This is a genomic window from uncultured Streptococcus sp., from assembly GCF_963456385.1.
GTDB lineage: Bacteria > Bacillota > Bacilli > Lactobacillales > Streptococcaceae > Streptococcus.
Genome location: NZ_CAUOLF010000003.1, coordinates 104,917 through 122,884 on the forward strand (window position 1 = coordinate 104,917; position 17,968 = coordinate 122,884).

Consider the following 17,968-nt stretch of genomic DNA (forward strand, 5'->3'; position numbering starts at 1 on the left):
GAAGGATGTGAATACATGTCAGTTTTTACAGAAGCTAAGATCAGAAAGCTTTATAGAGAATCCGTTCTCGCTGATAACGGTGTCTTTGAATTAAACAAAGATGAAAAACTGACGCCAGCAGCCAGAGGTTTTCTCAATGATCACCATATTCGAATCATTTCTTCAGGTCAGACCAAAGGGAAAACAGCTTCAGCTGCTGATGCTATCAGGGTGCCGATTACAAACCTTGAGGACTCTGCTGTGTATCCACGACTATTTAGACTGACTAAACTTTATACTTGCTTTTTGAAGAACCAGAGAGAATTGCATCAAGCTTTTCAGGATGAAAAGTGTGAGCAAGTTGGCCAACTATTGAACATAGTAGAACAAATCGTTGGTCAGCATATTCTGGATGATATTTCTGATTACCAGACAGACCTGCCTAGCAATGCAGAATTGCAGGCCATTCGGGTCAGTCGGCAGTTAGATCAAGAAACGGTTATGATGAGTTATCAGGAGCCGACTTGGCAGCTGAATTGCTATGAAACATATATCGAAACGACCCTCCTGCGCAAAGAATTGGAGCAGGCTGCTGATGGTGACAGAGATCAATTTGCTTGTAAGGTTTCTCAATTATTAAAATCAATTGAAGTCTTGCTCTGGTTGATAGCAAGCTAATAACAAGAGAAAGAAGAACAGCAATGACTTTAGAAAATTTGGTAAATAAAGTAATTGATAAAGTTCAGGAAGAATTGCAGGGGTCATTTGAGGTAGAGGCGAGCGGACGTCATGTCCATTTGAGTCAGGAAGATTTGGAAGCCTTGTTTGGTCCCAACTATCAATTAACAAAAGCAAAAGACCTATCACAGCCAGGCCAGTTCGCTAGTCAAGAAAGGCTGACAGTTGTCGGTCCAAAAGGCGCTTTTCACAATGTGGTTATTCTGGGGCCTGTTCGCAAACATTCTCAGGTAGAAGTTTCCCTGACCGATTGTTTGCAGCTGGGCACCAAGGCTCCCATTCGCGAAAGTGGCGATATCGAAGGAACACCGGGTGTCATCTTGGCTCATGGGGACAAGGCAGTTTGTCTGGATAAGGGCCTGATTGTAGCTAAGCGTCATGTTCATATGACACCGGAAGATGCCGAACGTCTGAATGTAAAAAATCACGAGATTGTACAAGTCAGAGTAGAAGGTGCTCGTCCGCTGATTTTTGACGATGTGGTTATCCGTGTTAGTCCCAAGTTTGCGACTTATATGCATATTGACTACGATGAAGCCAATGCTTGTGGTTTCAAAAAAGGAACACGCGGACGGATTATTAAAAAATAAGTCCTATGAGCAAATAAAAGGTAGGTAAAGAATGGAAAATCTAGATCATTTGGTAGATTTGATTACAGACCGCCTGATGGAAAAGTTGAAGAAAAAGCCTCAGAAACCCTCAGTATACGTCATTGGAGGCGATAAGATTCCTGACTTATTAGAAGGGGAAGGCTTTCAAGTCGTAAAAGATTCTTGCACAGCAGAGATTGTTGTTGTTGAGTCGCTTGGTTTTGATGCTTTTCTAAGACTCTCATCCCTTTGCCCTTTAGCGGTGGAGGAAGCAGTCATTTTAAAGAGTCTTTTGAAAGGCAAAAAAGTTCTAGTGTCAGACAGCGCCTTTGCTATTCAGCAGTACAAGCAATCTTCTAAAGTGTACTTGTATCAGGAACTGCAGGGACAGCGAGAAAAGCTGATTCGCTACGGTCTGCAATTTTATAAAGAAGGCCAACTCTTAGCACTCCTAGAAAGCGATCAGGCTGAAGAGCCTCGCCCGGAAGTGAAACGGGCGGTGGCAGAAGAAGTCAGCCAGAAGACTAAGGCTCCGAGCAAGCCGGTTTTGCTTACAGAGAAGAGGCTGAGAGAAATGGGCTTACCTGAAAATGGAAACTTTAAAATAGAAAAAGGAATGATTGTGACAGCCTTGGCGAGAGATTATCTAAAACGTCAAAAAATAGAAATCATAGAATAAAGGAGTGGGTAGAGATGTTTGTTGGTAAAGTAAAAGGAAGCCTTTGGGCGACTAGAAAAGACGAAAATTTAAATGGTTTGAAATTTTTAGTGGTCGAACGGCAGCTAAATGAACATCAAAGTGACCCAGCTCTGCTTATTGTGGCCGACTGCATCGGTGCAGGCGAAGGAGACCAAGTAATGGTAACCACTGGCAGTTCTGCCCGGATGAGCCTAAATAAGACGAATATCCCTGTGGATATGGTCGTTGTGGCTATCATTGACAAGGTTGACTATCACAGTGATGAAGAATATTAGAAACTAAGGTAATGTTATGAGTATCAATGAAATTATCATTTATATCATGGTTCTATTCATGCTGATCGGTGCAGTGGATAAATGTATCGGTGGCAAACTAGGACTAAGTGAAAAATTTGAAGAAGGTATCATGGCTATGGGAGCTTTGGCTCTGTCTATGGCTGGGATTATGGTAATCGCTCCCCTCTTGGCGGATGTCTTGAAACCGATTGTCGTGCCTTTGTATGGCTTGGTGGGGGCTGACCCGTCTATCTTTGCGACAACCTTCATTGCCAATGATATGGGAGGAGCTCCTCTGGCTCTCAGTCTGGCTCAGGATCCAGCAGTAGGAAATTTCGCTGCCTTTGTACTGGGCTCTATGATGGGGCCAACCATCGTCTTTACGATTCCAGTTGCCTTGGGTATTATTGAAAAAGATGACCGTCCGCTTTTGGCTCGCGGAATCCTATACGGTTTGGTAACTGTTCCGATTGGCTGTCTCCTCGGAGGAATTTTCGTGCCAGGTCTGCCTTTTGGAACCTTGGTTGTCAATCTTATCCCGATTATCATTGTATCTGCTCTGATTTTCATAGGATTGCTTTTGGCACCTAATGCCATGATTAAAGGTTTTGAAGTGTTTGGTCAGATTATTGTTATCTTGGCAACGCTTGGTTTGGCTTTTGGTGCAGCGCAGCTTCTGACTGGAAATGAATGGCTCATCAGCATCTATCCAAAAGGTGCTGAGACACTGAAAGAAGCCTTTGAAGTTGTCGGAACGATTGCCGTAACCTTGGCTGGAGCCTTTGGTTTGGTAGCTGTCTTTACCAAGGTAGCCAACAAACCGCTTTCTGCTATCGGAAAATCCCTAGGAATGAACGAAGTTGGTGCAGCTGGTTTGGTAGCTTCTCTGGCTAATAACATTGCCATGTTCCAAATGATGAAGGATATGGACAAACGCGGTAAGATTATCAACGTAGCCTTTGCCGTATCTGCTTCCTTTGTTATCGGAGATCACCTAGGCTTCACAGCTGGTCAAAAACCGGAAATGATTGTGCCGATGATGATTGGTAAATTTGTCGGCGGTATCACAGCGGTATTACTGGCTTTCTTCTTAACGAAGAAGGAAGCTTAGACTTGGAGGTATGAAGTATGGCAGATATTAATCGTTCTGACCTAGAAACATTGGTTCGTAAGATTCTATTGGAAGAATTAGCTACTAAAGATGGTGGGAAAAAAGTCAGCAAGGCAGGCGTAGCTTCTATCGCCCTGCCTGGTCTGGATGTTCGTCCAGAAGATCGCTTGGATACAGGTGATTCGAGCCATCAAGTTTATACACGAGACTTGCTGACCTTAGATGAGAGTCCAAGATTGGGCTTGGGGCTGATGACTATGGAAAAGACAACTTTCCCTTGGCATCTGGACTATGATGAAGTGGACTATGTTATTGAAGGGCGTCTTGATATTATCGTTGGTGACGAAGTCATGACAGCTGGCCCTGGTGAAGTACTCTTCATCCCTAAAGGCAGTGACATTCAGTTCTCTGTCAGAGATAAGGCCCGCTTTATCTATGTGACCTATCCAGCTGACTGGCAAGGCTAGTTTGTTGGAAGATTCAACTATCAGATTTACTAGAATGGCAGGACAGCGGCCTGCTGTCCTGCCATTCTGTAATGATGGAAAATAAAAAAAACAGATAAAAGATGAGCAACCCTGCGAAAAGTTTATCATCTGTTATCTGCCTCTGCGATTGTTATTTCTGAAGGGAAAGGCCTGTCAAGTATATTTCTTGTAGGCTTAGCTTGGCATTCCTAAAAAAGTTGGTTAGGCTTTTTTGGAGAACGCGGAAAAATCTTCCTTTTTAAAAAACAACCATATTCATTCTAACAGAAAACCTTAGAATAATCTATTCTTTTGACCCAAAAAAAGTTTAAAAAAAGGAATCAGAAAGAGGCGTATAGCTATGGTGCACCTCTTATCTGATTTCCTTATTCCCTAAAATTGTAAGCGCTTCAAAATATATGTCAGCGAAAGGAGCTGTCTTATGGAAAACAAATGCAATATTACAGAATTTGTCGGTGTTAATCCGATAGGCGATACAATTGGACTTGTCATTGCCAATGTGGACCAGCAGGTGCTGGATGCTATGAAGCTAGAAAAGAGCTATCGCTCAATCGGTGTGGTCGGTGCTCGTACCGGTGCAGGTCCTCATATCATGGCTGCTGATGAAGCGGTCAAAGCAACCAATACAGAAATTGTTAAAATCGAACTGCCTCGTGATACTAAGGGTGGTGCTGGACACGGAAGTTTGATTATCTTTGGTGGCGAAGATGTATCAGATGTCAGACGAGCTGTAGAAGTAACCTTGAAGGAAGTAGATCGAACCTTCGGCGATGTTTATGCTAATGATGCAGGGCATATTGAACTCCAGTATACTGCGCGTGCTAGCTATGCTTGTCAGACTGCCTTTGGTGCTGAATACGGTCGTGCCTTTGGCTTGATTGTCGGAGCACCTGCAGCCATTGGTGTTGTTATGGCGGATACAGCTGTTAAGGCTGCAAACGTTACTGTTGTAGGCTATGCTTCTCCAGGAAATGGTGGCACCAGCCACTCAAATGAAGCTATCCTCTTTATCAGTGGGGATTCTGGAGCAGTTAGACAATCAGTTATCTCAGCGCGTGAAGTTGGACTGGCACTTTTAGGCAGTATGGGTGACGAGCCAACCAACTCACAGCCATCTTACATTTAAGAGTGAGAGGGAGGAAACGGTATGAGATCCAAACGTTTTGAAGTATTAAGCGAACGCCCTATCAACCAAGATGGATTTGTAAAAGAATGGGTTGAAGAAGGTTTGGTAGCTATGGAAAGCCCCAATGACCCTAAACCCAGTATCAAGATTCAAAATGGGAAAGTGGTTGAGTTAGACGGCAAACCAAAAGAAGAATTTGACCTGATTGACCAGTTCATTGCCAACTATGGGATTGACCTGAGCCGAGCTGAAGAAGTTATTCAGATGGACTCAAGAGAGATTGCCAATAAAATATTGACACCGAATGTACCTCGGACAGAAATCATCAAGCTGACCAAGGCCATGACTCCGGCTAAAATCATTGAAGTGGTCAATCAGATGAATGTCGTGGAAATCATGATGTGTCTGCAAAAGATGCGGACCCGTAAGCAAACAGCTACTCAAGCCCACGTCACTAATGTTAATGATAATCCAGTGCAGATTGCAGCAGATGCGGCTGAAGGAGCTCTGCGTGGTTTTGCAGAGCAGGAAACAACGGTTGCCGTAGTGCGTTACGCTCCTTTCAATGCCCTGTCTCTGATGATTGGCTCACAAGTGGGCCGTCCTGGGGTGCTGACTCAGTGCTCCTTGGAAGAAGCGACAGAACTAGAATTTGGTATGCGTGGCTTTACGGCCTATGCTGAGACCATCTCTGTTTATGGTACAGAAGATGTCTTCACCGATGGAGATGATACACCTTGGTCCAAGGCCTTTCTGGCTTCAGCCTATGCCTCTCGTGGACTTAAGATGCGCTTCACTTCTGGTACAGGGTCTGAAGTGCAAATGGGACAAGCCGAAGGCAAGTCCATGCTCTATCTGGAAGCTCGCTGTCTCTATGTAACAAAAGCAGCTGGGGTTCAAGGAACTCAGAATGGATCAGTAAGCTGTATCGGTATTCCAGCAGCTGTTCCAAGTGGTATTCGAGCAGTCGTTGCTGAAAACTTGATTGCCAGCATGCTTGATTTGGAATGTGCTTCATCAAATGACCAAACCTTTACTCACTCAGACTTACGTCGCTCTGTTCGGACTTTGATGCAGTTTGCGCCAGGTACAGACTTTATCAACTCTGGCTACTCTGCTACACCAAACTATGACAATATGTTTGCCGGATCTAACTGGGATGCGGAAGACTTTGACGACTACAATGTCTTGCAACGTGACCTGCGGGTAGACGGTGGTCTTCGTCCTGTACGTGAAGAGGAAGTTGTGAAGGTTCGGAACAAGGCAGCACGCGTTATGCAAGCTCTTTTCAAAGGCTTGGGCCTGCCGCCGATTACCGACGAAGAAGTCGAAGCAGCTACCTATGCTCATGGCTCTAAAGATATGCCAGAGCGGGATAAGGTTGAAGACATCAAGGCTGCTCAAGGTATTCTGGAACGCGGAGTTCAAGGGGCTGATTTGATAAAAGCCTTGGCTAATAATGGCTTCCCTGAAGTTGCCAATGAGCTGCTCAATTTGTTCAAGCAACGTGTAGCAGGGGATTTCCTGCAAACATCTGCTATCTTTGATCGAGATTGGAATGTTATTTCAGCGGTGAATTCACCGAATGACTATGTTGGTGTCGGTACAGGCCATCGTCTGGTCGGCGAAGAATGGGAAAAAGTCAAAGACATTCCTAAAGCGATTGACCCGCGTGATGTATAGGAGGAGCTAAGATGACAGAGATAAATGAAACTTTACTGCGCTCCATTATTGCAGAAGTGATGAAAGAGATGAGCGCCAATACCAACGAAACAGCTGCTAAAACAAGCGAAAAGCCTGCCACAAAGCCTGTGTCCAATGAAAAAGCTGTCATCCGTACAGTTGGTGTGGCTAAGCCTAGCCAGTCAACGGATGAAGTCGTTATTGCAGTTGGACCTGCCTTTGGGGAACAGCAGGTGAAGACAATGGTGGACATTCCTCATACGGAAGTACTTCGTCAGCTGGTGGCTGGTATCGAAGAAGAAGGGCTCAAGGCTCGCATTGTCAAGGTCTATCGTTCTTCTGACGTTGCCTTTGTAGCGGTAGAAGGAGACCACTTGTCTGGTTCTGGCATTTCTATCGGTGTTCAGTCTAAGGGAACAACGGTTATTCACCAACGTGATTTGCCACCGCTCAGTAATCTGGAACTCTTCCCGCAGGCACCTTTGTTAACTCCTGAAACCTATCGTTTGATTGGTAAAAATGCTGCTAAGTATGCCAAGGGTGAAACACCAAATCCGGTGCCAACCCTTAACGACCAAATGGCTCGTCCTAAGTACCAGGCATACTCAGCCTTGCTGCATATTAAGGAAACGAAACTGGTTAAAAGAGGAAAACCAGCTGATGAATGTCAGGTGATTTAATGCATATGATGTCTACAAGGAGAAATCAGAATGAGTGAATCAGTAGAAACATTAGTAAAACAAATATTAGCCGAGCTAAGCGATAGCGGCTCAGCTAGTCAAGGAGCAGCCAATCGTCCTATCAGTTCTGATGAAGCGACAGCGGCTGATTATCCTATTTCTAAAAAACATCCAGACTGGATAAAGGTTGGTCAGGATAAGAAATTCGAAGATATTACACTGGAAAATATCTTGTCTGGCTATGTGACTGCAGAGGATTTGCGGATTAAGCCAGAGATTTTGATCAAGCAAGGTGAAATTGCTAAGAATGCCGGCCGTGAAGCAATCCAGTATAACTTTTCTCGGGCTGCCGAACTGACCAAGGTTCCGGATGCGCGTGTGCTGGAAATCTACAATGCCCTGCGCCCTTACCGGTCTTCCAAACAGGAATTATTGGACATTGCCAATGAATTGGAAAAACAATATGGAGCTGTTATCTGTGCGGGCTTTGTCAGAGAAGCCGCTGAAAATTATGAGCGCCGCAAGAAGTTGAAAGGCGACAACTAATCCGGTTTATCAAGGCTATTTTGGGTTGAGAAAAGATTATTATCACTGCTTTTATAAATGCTGCTCAAAATAGCCTAATCTTGGTGGAGGTGAAAATGTGAAACGAATCATTGGAGTAGACATAGGAAATTCTTCGACCGAGTCTGCCTTAGCTGAAGTGCAAGATGATGGAAGCATTCACTTTCTTGCCTCAGCCATTGCGGATACAACAGGTATCAAAGGGACCAAGGAAAATGTCCACGGGATTTATCAATCTCTGAGAAAATTGATGGAGCAAACAGCCTTTGAACTGGGACAAGTTGATTTGATTCGGATTAATGAAGCGACGCCTGTTATCGGCGATGTTGCCATGGAAACCATCACAGAGACGGTCATTACTGAGTCTACCATGATTGGTCATAATCCCCGTACTCCAGGCGGTCTGGGTCTGGGGATTGGGCTCACGGTAGATATTCTCGACTTGGTTCATCATCCGATTGATGGGAAATACATCGTGGTAGTGCCGAAGATCATTGATTTTGACTTAGTTGCCCAGCTGATCAATGCCTATCTAGCCAAGGGCTATCAGATTACCGCTGCAATCTTGCAAGCGGATGATGGGGTTCTGGTCAATAACCGCATTAGCCAGAAGATTCCAATCGTGGATGAGATTCTCTTTATTGACAAGGTGCCTTTGGGAATGCAAGCTGCTGTTGAAGTGGTAGAGCAGGGGAAGGTGATTTCCCAATTGTCTAATCCCTATGGCATTGCTACGGTCTTTGGCTTGAGTGCAGAAGAGACGAAAAGCATCGTTCCCATTGCCCGTGCCCTCATTGGCAACCGCTCGGCTGTCGTGATTAAGACACCGGCAGGTGACGTTCAGGCTCGGACGATTCCAGCAGGCAGTATCCAAATTATCGGCAAGGAGCATACCTTAAAGGTGGATATTTCCAAGGGCGCCGATGAGATTATGGAAAAAATCGTCTACGCCGGCGAGATTAGCAATGTTGTCGGAGAAGCGGGCACCAATGTTGGTGGTATGCTTGAGAAAGTGCGCCAAACCATGGCTGACCTGACCGAGAAAGAGCCTTCTGACATTTATATCCGTGACTTACTAGCCGTCAATACTTTTGCTCCGATTTCTGTGCGCGGTGGTGTGGCTGGAGAATTTTCTATGGAGCAGGCTGTCGGCATTGCCTCTATGGTAAATTCCGACAAGCTGCAAATGTCCATCATTGCCCAAGAAGTCGAACGAGAGCTGGGTATTACTGTAGAAATCGGTGGAGCAGAAGCTGAATCAGCTATCCTCGGAGCCCTGACTACACCAGGGACCGATCGCCCCTTAGCTATTTTGGACTTGGGAGCGGGCTCGACAGATGCTTCCATTATTGATAGCAGGGGTCAAATCTTGGCTGTCCATCTAGCCGGTGCCGGTGATATGGTAACCATGCTGATCAATTCGGAGTTGGGACTGGAAAATCATCATCTGGCAGAGGACATCAAACGATATCCTCTGGCCAAGGTAGAAAGTCTTTTCCATATCCGGCATGAAGACGGCACTGTTCAATTTTTTGACAAGCCGCTGTCTGGAGATTTGTTTGCTAGAGTCGTCATCGTCAAGGAAAATGATGAATTTGTTCCTATTGATGATGGAGACTACTCTATCGAAAAAATCAAACTCGTTCGGCAGTCTGCCAAGGAAAGAGTCTTTGTTACCAATGCAGTGCGGGCTCTCAAGCGTGTCAGCCCTACTCAGAATATTCGAGACATTCCTTTCGTTGTCATCGTAGGTGGCTCAGCTTTGGACTTTGAAATACCTCAGCTAGTGACCGAAGCCCTCTCTCAGCATGCTATTGTAGCTGGTCGAGGCAATGTACGTGGCTTGGTGGGACCTCGAAATGCAGTAGCGACCGGACTGATTTTGACCTATGTCAGAGAGAAATGGGGGGCCGACTATGGAATTAGCTTATACTAGAAAGCCAACCATTAGGCTGATAGCTACGGACAATGCTCCTGCGGATAAGGTAGCACAAATCGGCTACGGTATCGAAGAGGAAGGTATCCCTTTCAGTCTGGTCTGCCCAGATGAACCTAGCGATCCTGTATCACTAGCGCATGTGGCTGCAACTCAATCCCAGCTTTTAGTAGGGATTGCCTGTGACGGGCGAGATGCAGTCCTCCATTATCGTAACTTGCCGCTTGAAAAATTTATCTATCGTATCAAAGATTATTCCGCTATACCGGACCACGTCTTGCGCCTGTTTGGCTCAAATGCAGCGCGGCTGGTCAAGGGAGTCCCATTTAAAAAATCTGACCTGTTAGAAGCATCTTTTTGACTTGTTCCGATCGATTCAAAAAGATGTCCGTAGCAACTACTGAAAAGAGGTGAAATGGATGGCTAGAGATAGAGAGAAAGACGAGCTCAGCAGTCCAGAACTATCAAGCTGGGGAGGAAACTCAGAATTGCAGGACATCATCATCCAAAAAGTCCTTGCTAGATGCCAAACCTTACTGGATAAAGAGCCTGTTCTTTTCACAAATATCTATCAGGATGCCTGGGAATTGGTAACAAGGGCCAGACGCAAGGCTGAAGAGCTGGGACTAGCCGTCGTGATAACGGTGGTTGATCCAGCAGCACAAGTTGTGATGACCTATCGTATGGAAAATGCCTTGTTAGTGAGTAACGATATGGCTTATAAGAAAGCTTACACAGCTGTTGGCATGAAGATGCAGTCCAAGGATTTAGCACCTTTAACTCAGCCAGGGGAATGGCTCTACCAGCTGGAAACGATGACCGACAATAAGGTCGTTAGTTTAGCAGGTGGCATTCCTATTTATTGCCAGTCAGAGATGATTGGTGGTATCGGCGTCAGCGGAGGAAGTTCTGAAGAAGACCAGTCCATTGCTGAGTATGCTGTGGGTCTGTAGAGAAGCAAGCTAATTAAATAATATCAGAGGAGAGAATACCACTTGCAATCCATGCTCTGGAGCTAGGGATTTTCTCCTATTTTACGAGCATATTTCTCTTATACTTTCTTAGACTCTCTATTGCGCTGTAGAAGCAATATAGAGGAGAGAGTATAAAATATTTCGAAATGAAGGAGTATGGAGTATGGAAAAATATATAGGTGAGTTTTTAGGCACCATGGTTCTGATGGTTTTTGGGAATGGAATCGGAGCGTCTATCAGTCTTAATAAGAGTATCGCAAAAGGTTTCTCTCCCAATTGGTTTACCGTTGTATTTGGCTGGGGCTTGGCAGTGACCTTGGGTGTCTATACGGCAGGATTTTACAATACTGGCGGTCACCTTAACCCAGCTGTCACCATTGCTTTTGCGGTGGGGGGTATCTTCCCCTGGGAGCAAGTAGTGGGCTATATCATCGCTCAGATTCTAGGGGCCTTTGTCGGAGCCGCTATTGTAGTGCTCTTCTATTATCCGCATTTCAAGGAAACCAAAGCAGAAGAAGGCAACTCAGTTGGCGTATTTGCTACTGGACCAGCCATCCAGAATCCAGCATTTAATCTGCTCAGCGAAATCGTTGCAACTTTCTTCTTCATCTTTGCCCTTTTGATGATAACGCACGGCGAAATCACACCGGGACTCACTCCGCTTTTGGTCGGCTTCCTCATTATGGCGGTCGGCTTGGCTCTGGGGTCTACGACAGGTTTTGCTCTAAATCCAGCTCGGGACTTCGGCCCGCGCCTGGCTTATGCCCTCCTGCCAGTTCCGAATAAGGGAGATGCAAACTGGGGCTATGCTTGGGTGCCAATTGTAGGGCCGACTATCGGCGCTGTCTTGGCTGTCTTGGCAGTCAATACTATGTAATATATAAAATAGTAAATAAGCTAGCCAACCATTTGAAGCTAGCTTATTTATCTAACAAGTAGCAATGGAAAGTTTCAGTTTTCAAAAAACGTTATTTGAAAAAATCACTGTTTTCATTGCTCAGGAGAAAAATATGTCTAAAAAAATTTTTGCGATTAATGCGGGCAGTTCGTCATTAAAATTTCAACTGCTCAGTATGCCTGATGAAAGCCTTTTGGTGAAAGGAATTTTTGAAAAGATTGGCTTAAAGGAAGGCATTTTTAAGATTGAATTTGAAGGTCAAAAAGAAAAGGAACTGCTTGCGATTCCCTCTCATCAATTTGCGGTGGATTACCTGCTGAACTTTCTTTTGGAGCGGAAGCTGATTGCTTCTCTGGACGAGATAGATGGAGTCGGTCATCGGGTAGCACATGGCGGCGAGTCCTTTGATGATTCTGCTTTGATAGATGAGCGAGTGCTGTCCATCATTGAGAAGCTGTCCTTCTTGGCTCCTAGCCATAACCCTGTCAACTTGGTAGGGATTCGAGCTTTCCAAAAGGCCTTGCCGGAGACAGGACAAGTGGCTGTGTTTGATACAGCCTTCCATCAAAGCCTTTCAGAAGCCTATTATCTCTATCCTCTTTCCTGGGATTACTATCATAAATACGGTCTGAGAAAGTATGGTTTCCACGGAACAAGTCACAAGTATATTGCTCAAAAGGTAAAGGAGATTTGGGAGGGGCAAGGAGAAGCTGCGGAGCATTTGAAGATTATCAACTGCCATTTGGGCAATGGTGCTAGTATCTGCGCCATTAAAAATGGTCAGTCTGTCAATACTTCGATGGGCTTCACCCCTTTAGCTGGCTTGATGATGGGCTCCCGTTCAGGTGATATTGACCCTATGATTCTCCCTTTCCTGCTAGAACAGGAAAAATTATCAGCCCAGCAATTAAGCGATGTCCTCAATAAAGAATCCGGTCTGCTGGCTATCTCCCAGCTCAGCAATGATTTAAGAGATGTTCTGGAAGCTTGTGACAGAGGCGATGAAAAAGCTAGTCTAGCAGTCAATATGTTTGTCAACCGTATCGCTCAGACCATTGCAAGCTACATCACAGATTTAGATGGTCTGGATGCCTTGGTTTTCACTGCTGGAATCGGTGAGAATTCAGCCTTGATCCGCAGCTTAGTTGTTCAAAAGCTCAATTGCTTAGGACTTTCTTTAAATCAGGCAGCTAACGAGCAAGGACAGCTCTTTATCCAAAATTCCCAGTCTCAGGCTAAAATTCTCATTCTTCCAACCAATGAAGAATTGATGATTGCCCAAGACACCATGCGCTTGCTGGAATTTAAGTAGCCAAAAGAGGGGTAGAATGTTCAAGGAGTGCAGGAATAACTTTCTATATCAACAAGAAAAAACAAGTTTATCCTTGTGTTGTTTGGACTCGAAAAGACAGAGCAAGACCTCTGCCTTTTCTTTTTTATCCTCGAATCTCCTGCTATCTCCCAGTTCTGTAAGCACAGTCTGCTGGAGCTTTTTTGCTTTTTTCATTCTTGAAAGATATAGGAAAACATGCTATAATGAAAAGAACATTCTAAAAATCAGAAAGATTATTATATAGTAAGGAAAAAAATGGCGAATATTTTAAAGACTATCATTGAAAATGATAAAGGTGAATTAAGAAAATTAGAAAAAATGGCTGACAAAGTCTTGGCTTATGAAGACGAAATGGCGGCCTTGTCTGATGAAGAACTTCAGGCAAAAACAGAAGAATTCAAGAAACGCTATGCTGATGGCGAAACTTTAGATCAGCTCTTATTTGAAGCTTTTGCGGTTGTCCGTGAAGGAGCTAAGCGAGTGTTGGGCCTTTTCCCTTATAAGGTTCAGGTTATGGGAGGGATTGTTCTCCATCATGGTGATGTTCCAGAGATGCGTACCGGTGAAGGAAAAACCTTGACTGCGACAATGCCAGTTTACCTAAATGCCCTTGCAGGAAAAGGTGTGCACGTTGTCACAGTCAATGAATACCTGACTGAGCGTGACGCGACCGAAATGGGTGAACTCTACTCTTGGCTGGGCCTTTCTGTCGGTATCAATCTGGCGGCTAAGTCTCCATCTGAGAAGAAAGAAGCGTACGCTTGCGACATTACCTATTCAACCAATGCTGAAATCGGCTTTGACTATCTGCGTGATAACATGGTAGTCCGTGCTGAAAACATGGTACAGCGCCCACTCAACTATGCCTTGGTCGATGAGGTGGACTCAATCTTGATTGACGAAGCTCGGACACCGTTGATTGTATCCGGACCGGTTTCTTCAGATACCAACCAGCTTTATCATATGGCTGACCACTATGTCAAATCACTGGATAAGGACGACTACATCATCGATGTTCAGTCTAAGACGATTGGTCTGTCTGACTCAGGTATTGACAAGGCAGAAAGCTACTTCAAGCTGGACAATCTCTACGATATTGAAAATGTTGCCTTGACTCACTTTATCGACAATGCTCTGCGAGCTAACTACATCATGCTCCTTGACATTGACTATGTGGTCAGTGAAGATCAGGAAATTCTGATTGTCGATCAGTTTACCGGTCGGACAATGGAAGGCCGCCGTTACTCTGATGGTCTCCACCAAGCGATTGAAGCTAAAGAAGGTGTGCCCATTCAGGAAGAAACAAAGACTTCTGCTTCTATTACCTATCAGAACCTCTTCCGTATGTATAAGAAGCTGTCCGGCATGACAGGTACAGCTAAGACGGAGGAAGAAGAGTTCCGCGAAACATACAACATTCGTGTTATTCCGATTCCAACCAACCGTCCGGTAGCACGTATTGACCATTCTGACCTGCTCTACCCAAGTATTGATTCTAAGTTCAAGGCAGTTGTTCAGGATGTTAAAGAGCGTCATGAAAAAGGCCAGCCTGTTCTGGTCGGTACCGTTGCGGTTGAAACCAGTGATTATATTTCTAAGAAATTGTTAGAAGCTGGGGTTCCTCACGAAGTTCTTAATGCGAAAAATCACTATAAAGAAGCGCAAATTATCATGAATGCTGGCCAACGTGGGGCGGTTACTATTGCGACCAATATGGCCGGACGGGGAACTGACATCAAGTTAGGTGAAGGTGTTCGCGAACTGGGTGGTCTCTGTGTTATCGGTACAGAGCGCCATGAAAGCCGCCGGATTGACAATCAGCTGCGCGGACGTTCAGGCCGTCAGGGTGATCCAGGGGAGTCACAGTTCTACCTGTCACTGGAAGATGAGCTTATGCGTCGCTTTGGGTCAGAGCGCATTAAAGCCCTCTTGGATCGAATGAACCTTAGCGACGAAGATTCTGTTATCAAGTCTGGCATGCTGACCCGTCAGGTAGAGGCAGCTCAGAAGCGTGTCGAAGGAAATAACTACGATACACGGAAACAAGTCTTGCAGTATGATGATGTGATGCGTGAGCAGCGGGAAATTATCTATGCTGAGCGCCACGATGTCATTACTGCTGACCGTGACCTCAGTCCTGAAATCCATGCTATGATTAAACGGACTATCAACCGTATCGTTGATGGCAGCAGCCACTCTGATCAGGATGATAAGATTGAAGCAATTTTAAACTTTGCTAAGTATAACTTGGTTTCAGAAGATTCTATTTCAGATAGCGATTTGGAAGGCAAGTCTGACCAAGAAATCAAAGATTATCTGTTTGAACGTGCACTGGAAGTTTACGACAGTCAGATTGCTAAGCTGCGAGACGAAGAAGCTGTGCGTGAATTCCAGAAGGTCTTGATTCTGCGCGTGGTGGACAGCAAGTGGACTGACCATATCGACGCCCTTGACCAGCTGCGCAATGCTGTTGGACTGCGTGGCTATGCACAAAATAACCCAGTTGTCGAATACCAAGCAGAGAGCTTCCGTATGTTCAACGACATGATTGGCTCCATCGAGTTTGACGTGACTCGTCTAATGATGAAAGCGCAGATTCATGAGCAAGAGCGCCCTCGGACAGAGCGGGCTATCAGTACCACAGCTACCCGCAATATCTCTGCCAAGGCGCCAAATATACCTGATAATATAGACCTGTCTAACGTAAAGAGAAACGACCCTTGTCCATGTGGCTCTGGCAAGAAGTTCAAGAACTGTCACGGCCGTAAAAAGTAAGTATAAAAGAAGGAGAATAGATGACCTTTAAAGCAACCAGTCAACCCATTGATGTGGCAGAAGTTCGTCAACTTGCTAAGCTAGAAGGCGACATGTTAGCTCGCAAGGAAAAGCGTGACCGAGAGTTAGAAGCAATTCTGCGTGGTCAAGATGACCGCATTCTCTTGGTTATCGGTCCCTGCTCTTCAGATAACGAAGAAGCGGTGCTAGAGTATGCCAAGCGTCTATCTGCTCTCCAAGAAGAAGTAAAAGACCGCATTTTCATGGTCATGCGTGTTTATACTGCTAAGCCTCGGACGAACGGAGATGGCTACAAAGGGCTTATTCATCAGCCTAATGCGACGGCCGCTCCAAGTCTGATTAACGGCATCAAGGCGGTCCGCAATCTGCACTATCGGGTTATTTCCGAGACAGGCATGACCACGGCTGATGAGATGCTCTATCCAGAAAATCTGCCTCTAGTAGATGATTTGATTTCTTACATGGCTGTAGGAGCTCGCTCGGTCGAAGACCAGCAGCACCGCTTTGTGGCTAGTGGAGCAGATCTGCCAACTGGCTTGAAAAATCCGACTTCTGGCAATCTCAATGTCATGTTTAACGGCATCTATGCAGCTCAGAACAAGCAGAGTTTCCTATTCGCTGGTAAGGAAGTAGAAACATCTGGCAATCCCTTGGCGCATGCCATCTTGCGCGGTGCTCTGAATGAATACGGCAAGAATATTCCCAATTACTATTATGATAACCTGCTGGATACCATTGCCCAGTATGAAAAAATGGGCTTAGAAAATCCCTTTATCATCATTGATACCAATCATGATAACTCTGGTAAGCAGTATCTGGAGCAGGTGCGCATCGTTCGCCAGACGCTGATTAATCGGGACTGGAATGAAAAGATTAAGGCTACCGTGCGTGGCTTTATGATTGAGTCTTATCTGGAAGACGGCCGGCAGGACGAACCAGAAGTCTTTGGCAAGTCCATTACTGACCCTTGTCTGGGCTGGGCAAATACAGAACAGCTGGTTCGTGAAATTTATGATACATTAGGATAATAGTATGGCATTTATTGAAAAAGGTCAGAAAATTGACATTGAGCAGATTAAGTCCAGAACCAGACTGACTGGTCAGGCCTTGACTCATAAAAACAAGCGAGACCAAGAACTAGCTGAGATTCTCAGTGGGGAAGATGAGCGTATTCTCTTGGTGATTGGTCCTTGCTCATCGGACAATGAAGAGGCTGTGCTGGAGTATGCCCGCCGTTTGTCAGAGCTGCAGAAGAAGGTCGCAGATAAGATTTTTATCGTCATGCGCGTCTATACTGCTAAGCCGCGGACCAATGGGGATGGCTATAAAGGCTTGGTTCACCAGCCGGATACTTCTAAAGCTCCTAGTCTTATCAATGGTTTGCAGGCAGTTCGTCAGCTGCACTACCGTGTCATTACAGAGACTGGTCTGACGACGGCTGATGAGATGCTCTATCCGTCCAATCTTGTGCTGGTAGATGACTTGGTTAGCTATCATGCTGTGGGTGCACGCTCGGTTGAAGACCAGGAGCACCGCTTTGTAGCGTCTGGGATTGACGCTCCGGTCGGCATGAAGAATCCAACTTCTGGCAATCTGGGTGTTATGTTTAACGCTGTCTATGCGGCACAAAATAAGCAGACTTTCCTTTTTCATGGTCAGGAAGTAGAAACATCTGGGAATCCTTTGGCACACGTTATTCTGCGTGGGGCGACCAATGAATATGGTAAAAATATTCCAAATTTCTACTATGAAAATATGCTGGATGCCATTTCCTACTACGAAAAAATGGGCTTGGAGAATCCTTTCATCGTCATCGATACCAATCACGATAACTCCGGCAAACAATATCTGGAACAGATTAGGATTGTGCGTCAGACCTTGCTGAATCGGGATTGGAACGAAAAGATTAAGAGAGCGGTTCGTGGTTTTATGATTGAGTCTTATCTGGAAGACGGCCGGCAAAATGAGGCGGAAGTCTTTGGTAAATCTATCACTGACCCTTGCCTGGGCTGGGATAATACAGTTCAGCTCATTGAAGAAATTTACAACACTTTATTTAGATAATTAAGGAAAATTGAAAGGGACAGTCTTGACCTG

Annotated in this window: 18 protein-coding genes; all 18 read left to right on the forward strand. The window is 45.2% G+C overall.

From position 1 onward, the window contains the following. Window positions 1-15 precede the first annotated feature (15 nt). The 18 genes from RP262_RS02135 to RP262_RS02220 all read left to right on the forward strand — a co-directional run bounded on the left by RP262_RS02135 (window position 16) and on the right by RP262_RS02220 (window position 17,935). Window positions 16-657, forward strand: coding sequence for a hypothetical protein (locus RP262_RS02135; protein WP_311154147.1), 642 nt, complete (start codon window positions 16-18; stop codon window positions 655-657). Window positions 658-680: 23 nt separating this feature from the next. Beyond that, window positions 681-1,307: an ethanolamine utilization phosphate acetyltransferase EutD gene (eutD, locus tag RP262_RS02140; protein ID WP_002896361.1), complete on the forward strand. Its 627-nt coding sequence runs from the start codon at window positions 681-683 to the stop codon at window positions 1,305-1,307. A 31-nt stretch (window positions 1,308-1,338) separates the two neighbouring features. Further along, window positions 1,339-1,986 (forward strand): hypothetical protein, encoded by a 648-nt coding sequence (locus RP262_RS02145; RefSeq protein WP_002915823.1) that lies wholly within the window; start codon window positions 1,339-1,341, stop codon window positions 1,984-1,986. Between the two features lie 14 nt (window positions 1,987-2,000). Next, the gene (locus RP262_RS02150) at window positions 2,001-2,282 is read left to right on the forward strand and encodes a EutN/CcmL family microcompartment protein (protein WP_002896356.1); all 282 of its coding nucleotides are present in this window, start codon (window positions 2,001-2,003) and stop codon (window positions 2,280-2,282) included. A gap of 16 nt (window positions 2,283-2,298) precedes the next feature. Then, window positions 2,299-3,393, forward strand: coding sequence for an ethanolamine utilization protein EutH (locus RP262_RS02155; protein WP_002910474.1), 1,095 nt, complete (start codon window positions 2,299-2,301; stop codon window positions 3,391-3,393). Between the two features lie 17 nt (window positions 3,394-3,410). Then, window positions 3,411-3,860 carry a cupin domain-containing protein gene (locus RP262_RS02160; protein ID WP_002898196.1) on the forward strand — a complete coding sequence of 150 codons (450 nt, stop codon included), beginning with the start codon at window positions 3,411-3,413 and terminating at the stop codon, window positions 3,858-3,860. Between the two features lie 415 nt (window positions 3,861-4,275). Further along, entirely contained in the window at window positions 4,276-5,007 is a 732-nt protein-coding gene (pduB, locus tag RP262_RS02165) for a propanediol utilization microcompartment protein PduB (RefSeq protein ID WP_260425614.1), read from the forward strand. Window positions 5,008-5,028: 21 nt separating this feature from the next. Beyond that, window positions 5,029-6,690, forward strand: a complete 1,662-nt coding sequence (locus RP262_RS02170; protein ID WP_002896348.1) for a propanediol/glycerol family dehydratase large subunit — start codon at window positions 5,029-5,031, stop codon at window positions 6,688-6,690. A gap of 11 nt (window positions 6,691-6,701) precedes the next feature. Then, window positions 6,702-7,370, forward strand: coding sequence for a propanediol/glycerol family dehydratase medium subunit (locus tag RP262_RS02175; protein ID WP_161543453.1), 669 nt, complete (start codon window positions 6,702-6,704; stop codon window positions 7,368-7,370). Between the two features lie 30 nt (window positions 7,371-7,400). Then, window positions 7,401-7,916, forward strand: coding sequence for a diol dehydratase small subunit (locus RP262_RS02180; RefSeq protein ID WP_311154148.1), 516 nt, complete (start codon window positions 7,401-7,403; stop codon window positions 7,914-7,916). 97 nt (window positions 7,917-8,013) lie between these two features. Next, window positions 8,014-9,870, forward strand: a complete 1,857-nt coding sequence (locus RP262_RS02185; RefSeq protein WP_311154149.1) for a diol dehydratase reactivase subunit alpha — start codon at window positions 8,014-8,016, stop codon at window positions 9,868-9,870. Further along, window positions 9,851-10,231 carry a glycerol dehydratase reactivase beta/small subunit family protein gene (locus RP262_RS02190; RefSeq protein WP_049544256.1) on the forward strand — a complete coding sequence of 127 codons (381 nt, stop codon included), beginning with the start codon at window positions 9,851-9,853 and terminating at the stop codon, window positions 10,229-10,231. The genes RP262_RS02185 and RP262_RS02190 overlap by 20 nt, the downstream gene beginning before the upstream one ends. A 58-nt stretch (window positions 10,232-10,289) precedes the next feature. Next, entirely contained in the window at window positions 10,290-10,823 is a 534-nt protein-coding gene (locus RP262_RS02195; protein WP_311154150.1) for a heme-binding protein, read from the forward strand. A gap of 184 nt (window positions 10,824-11,007) precedes the next feature. Next, window positions 11,008-11,721: an MIP/aquaporin family protein gene (locus RP262_RS02200; protein ID WP_311154151.1), complete on the forward strand. Its 714-nt coding sequence runs from the start codon at window positions 11,008-11,010 to the stop codon at window positions 11,719-11,721. Window positions 11,722-11,854: 133 nt separating this feature from the next. Then, window positions 11,855-13,054 (forward strand): acetate kinase, encoded by a 1,200-nt coding sequence (locus tag RP262_RS02205; RefSeq protein WP_311154152.1) that lies wholly within the window; start codon window positions 11,855-11,857, stop codon window positions 13,052-13,054. Between the two features lie 276 nt (window positions 13,055-13,330). Next, entirely contained in the window at window positions 13,331-15,850 is a 2,520-nt protein-coding gene (gene secA, locus RP262_RS02210; protein WP_002910463.1) for a preprotein translocase subunit SecA, read from the forward strand. Between the two features lie 20 nt (window positions 15,851-15,870). Beyond that, complete coding sequence (locus RP262_RS02215) at window positions 15,871-16,899, forward strand: 3-deoxy-7-phosphoheptulonate synthase (protein ID WP_311154153.1); 1,029 nt, start codon at window positions 15,871-15,873, stop codon at window positions 16,897-16,899. Window positions 16,900-16,903: 4 nt separating this feature from the next. Continuing rightward, entirely contained in the window at window positions 16,904-17,935 is a 1,032-nt protein-coding gene (locus RP262_RS02220) for a 3-deoxy-7-phosphoheptulonate synthase (protein ID WP_002901052.1), read from the forward strand. Window positions 17,936-17,968 lie beyond the last annotated feature (33 nt).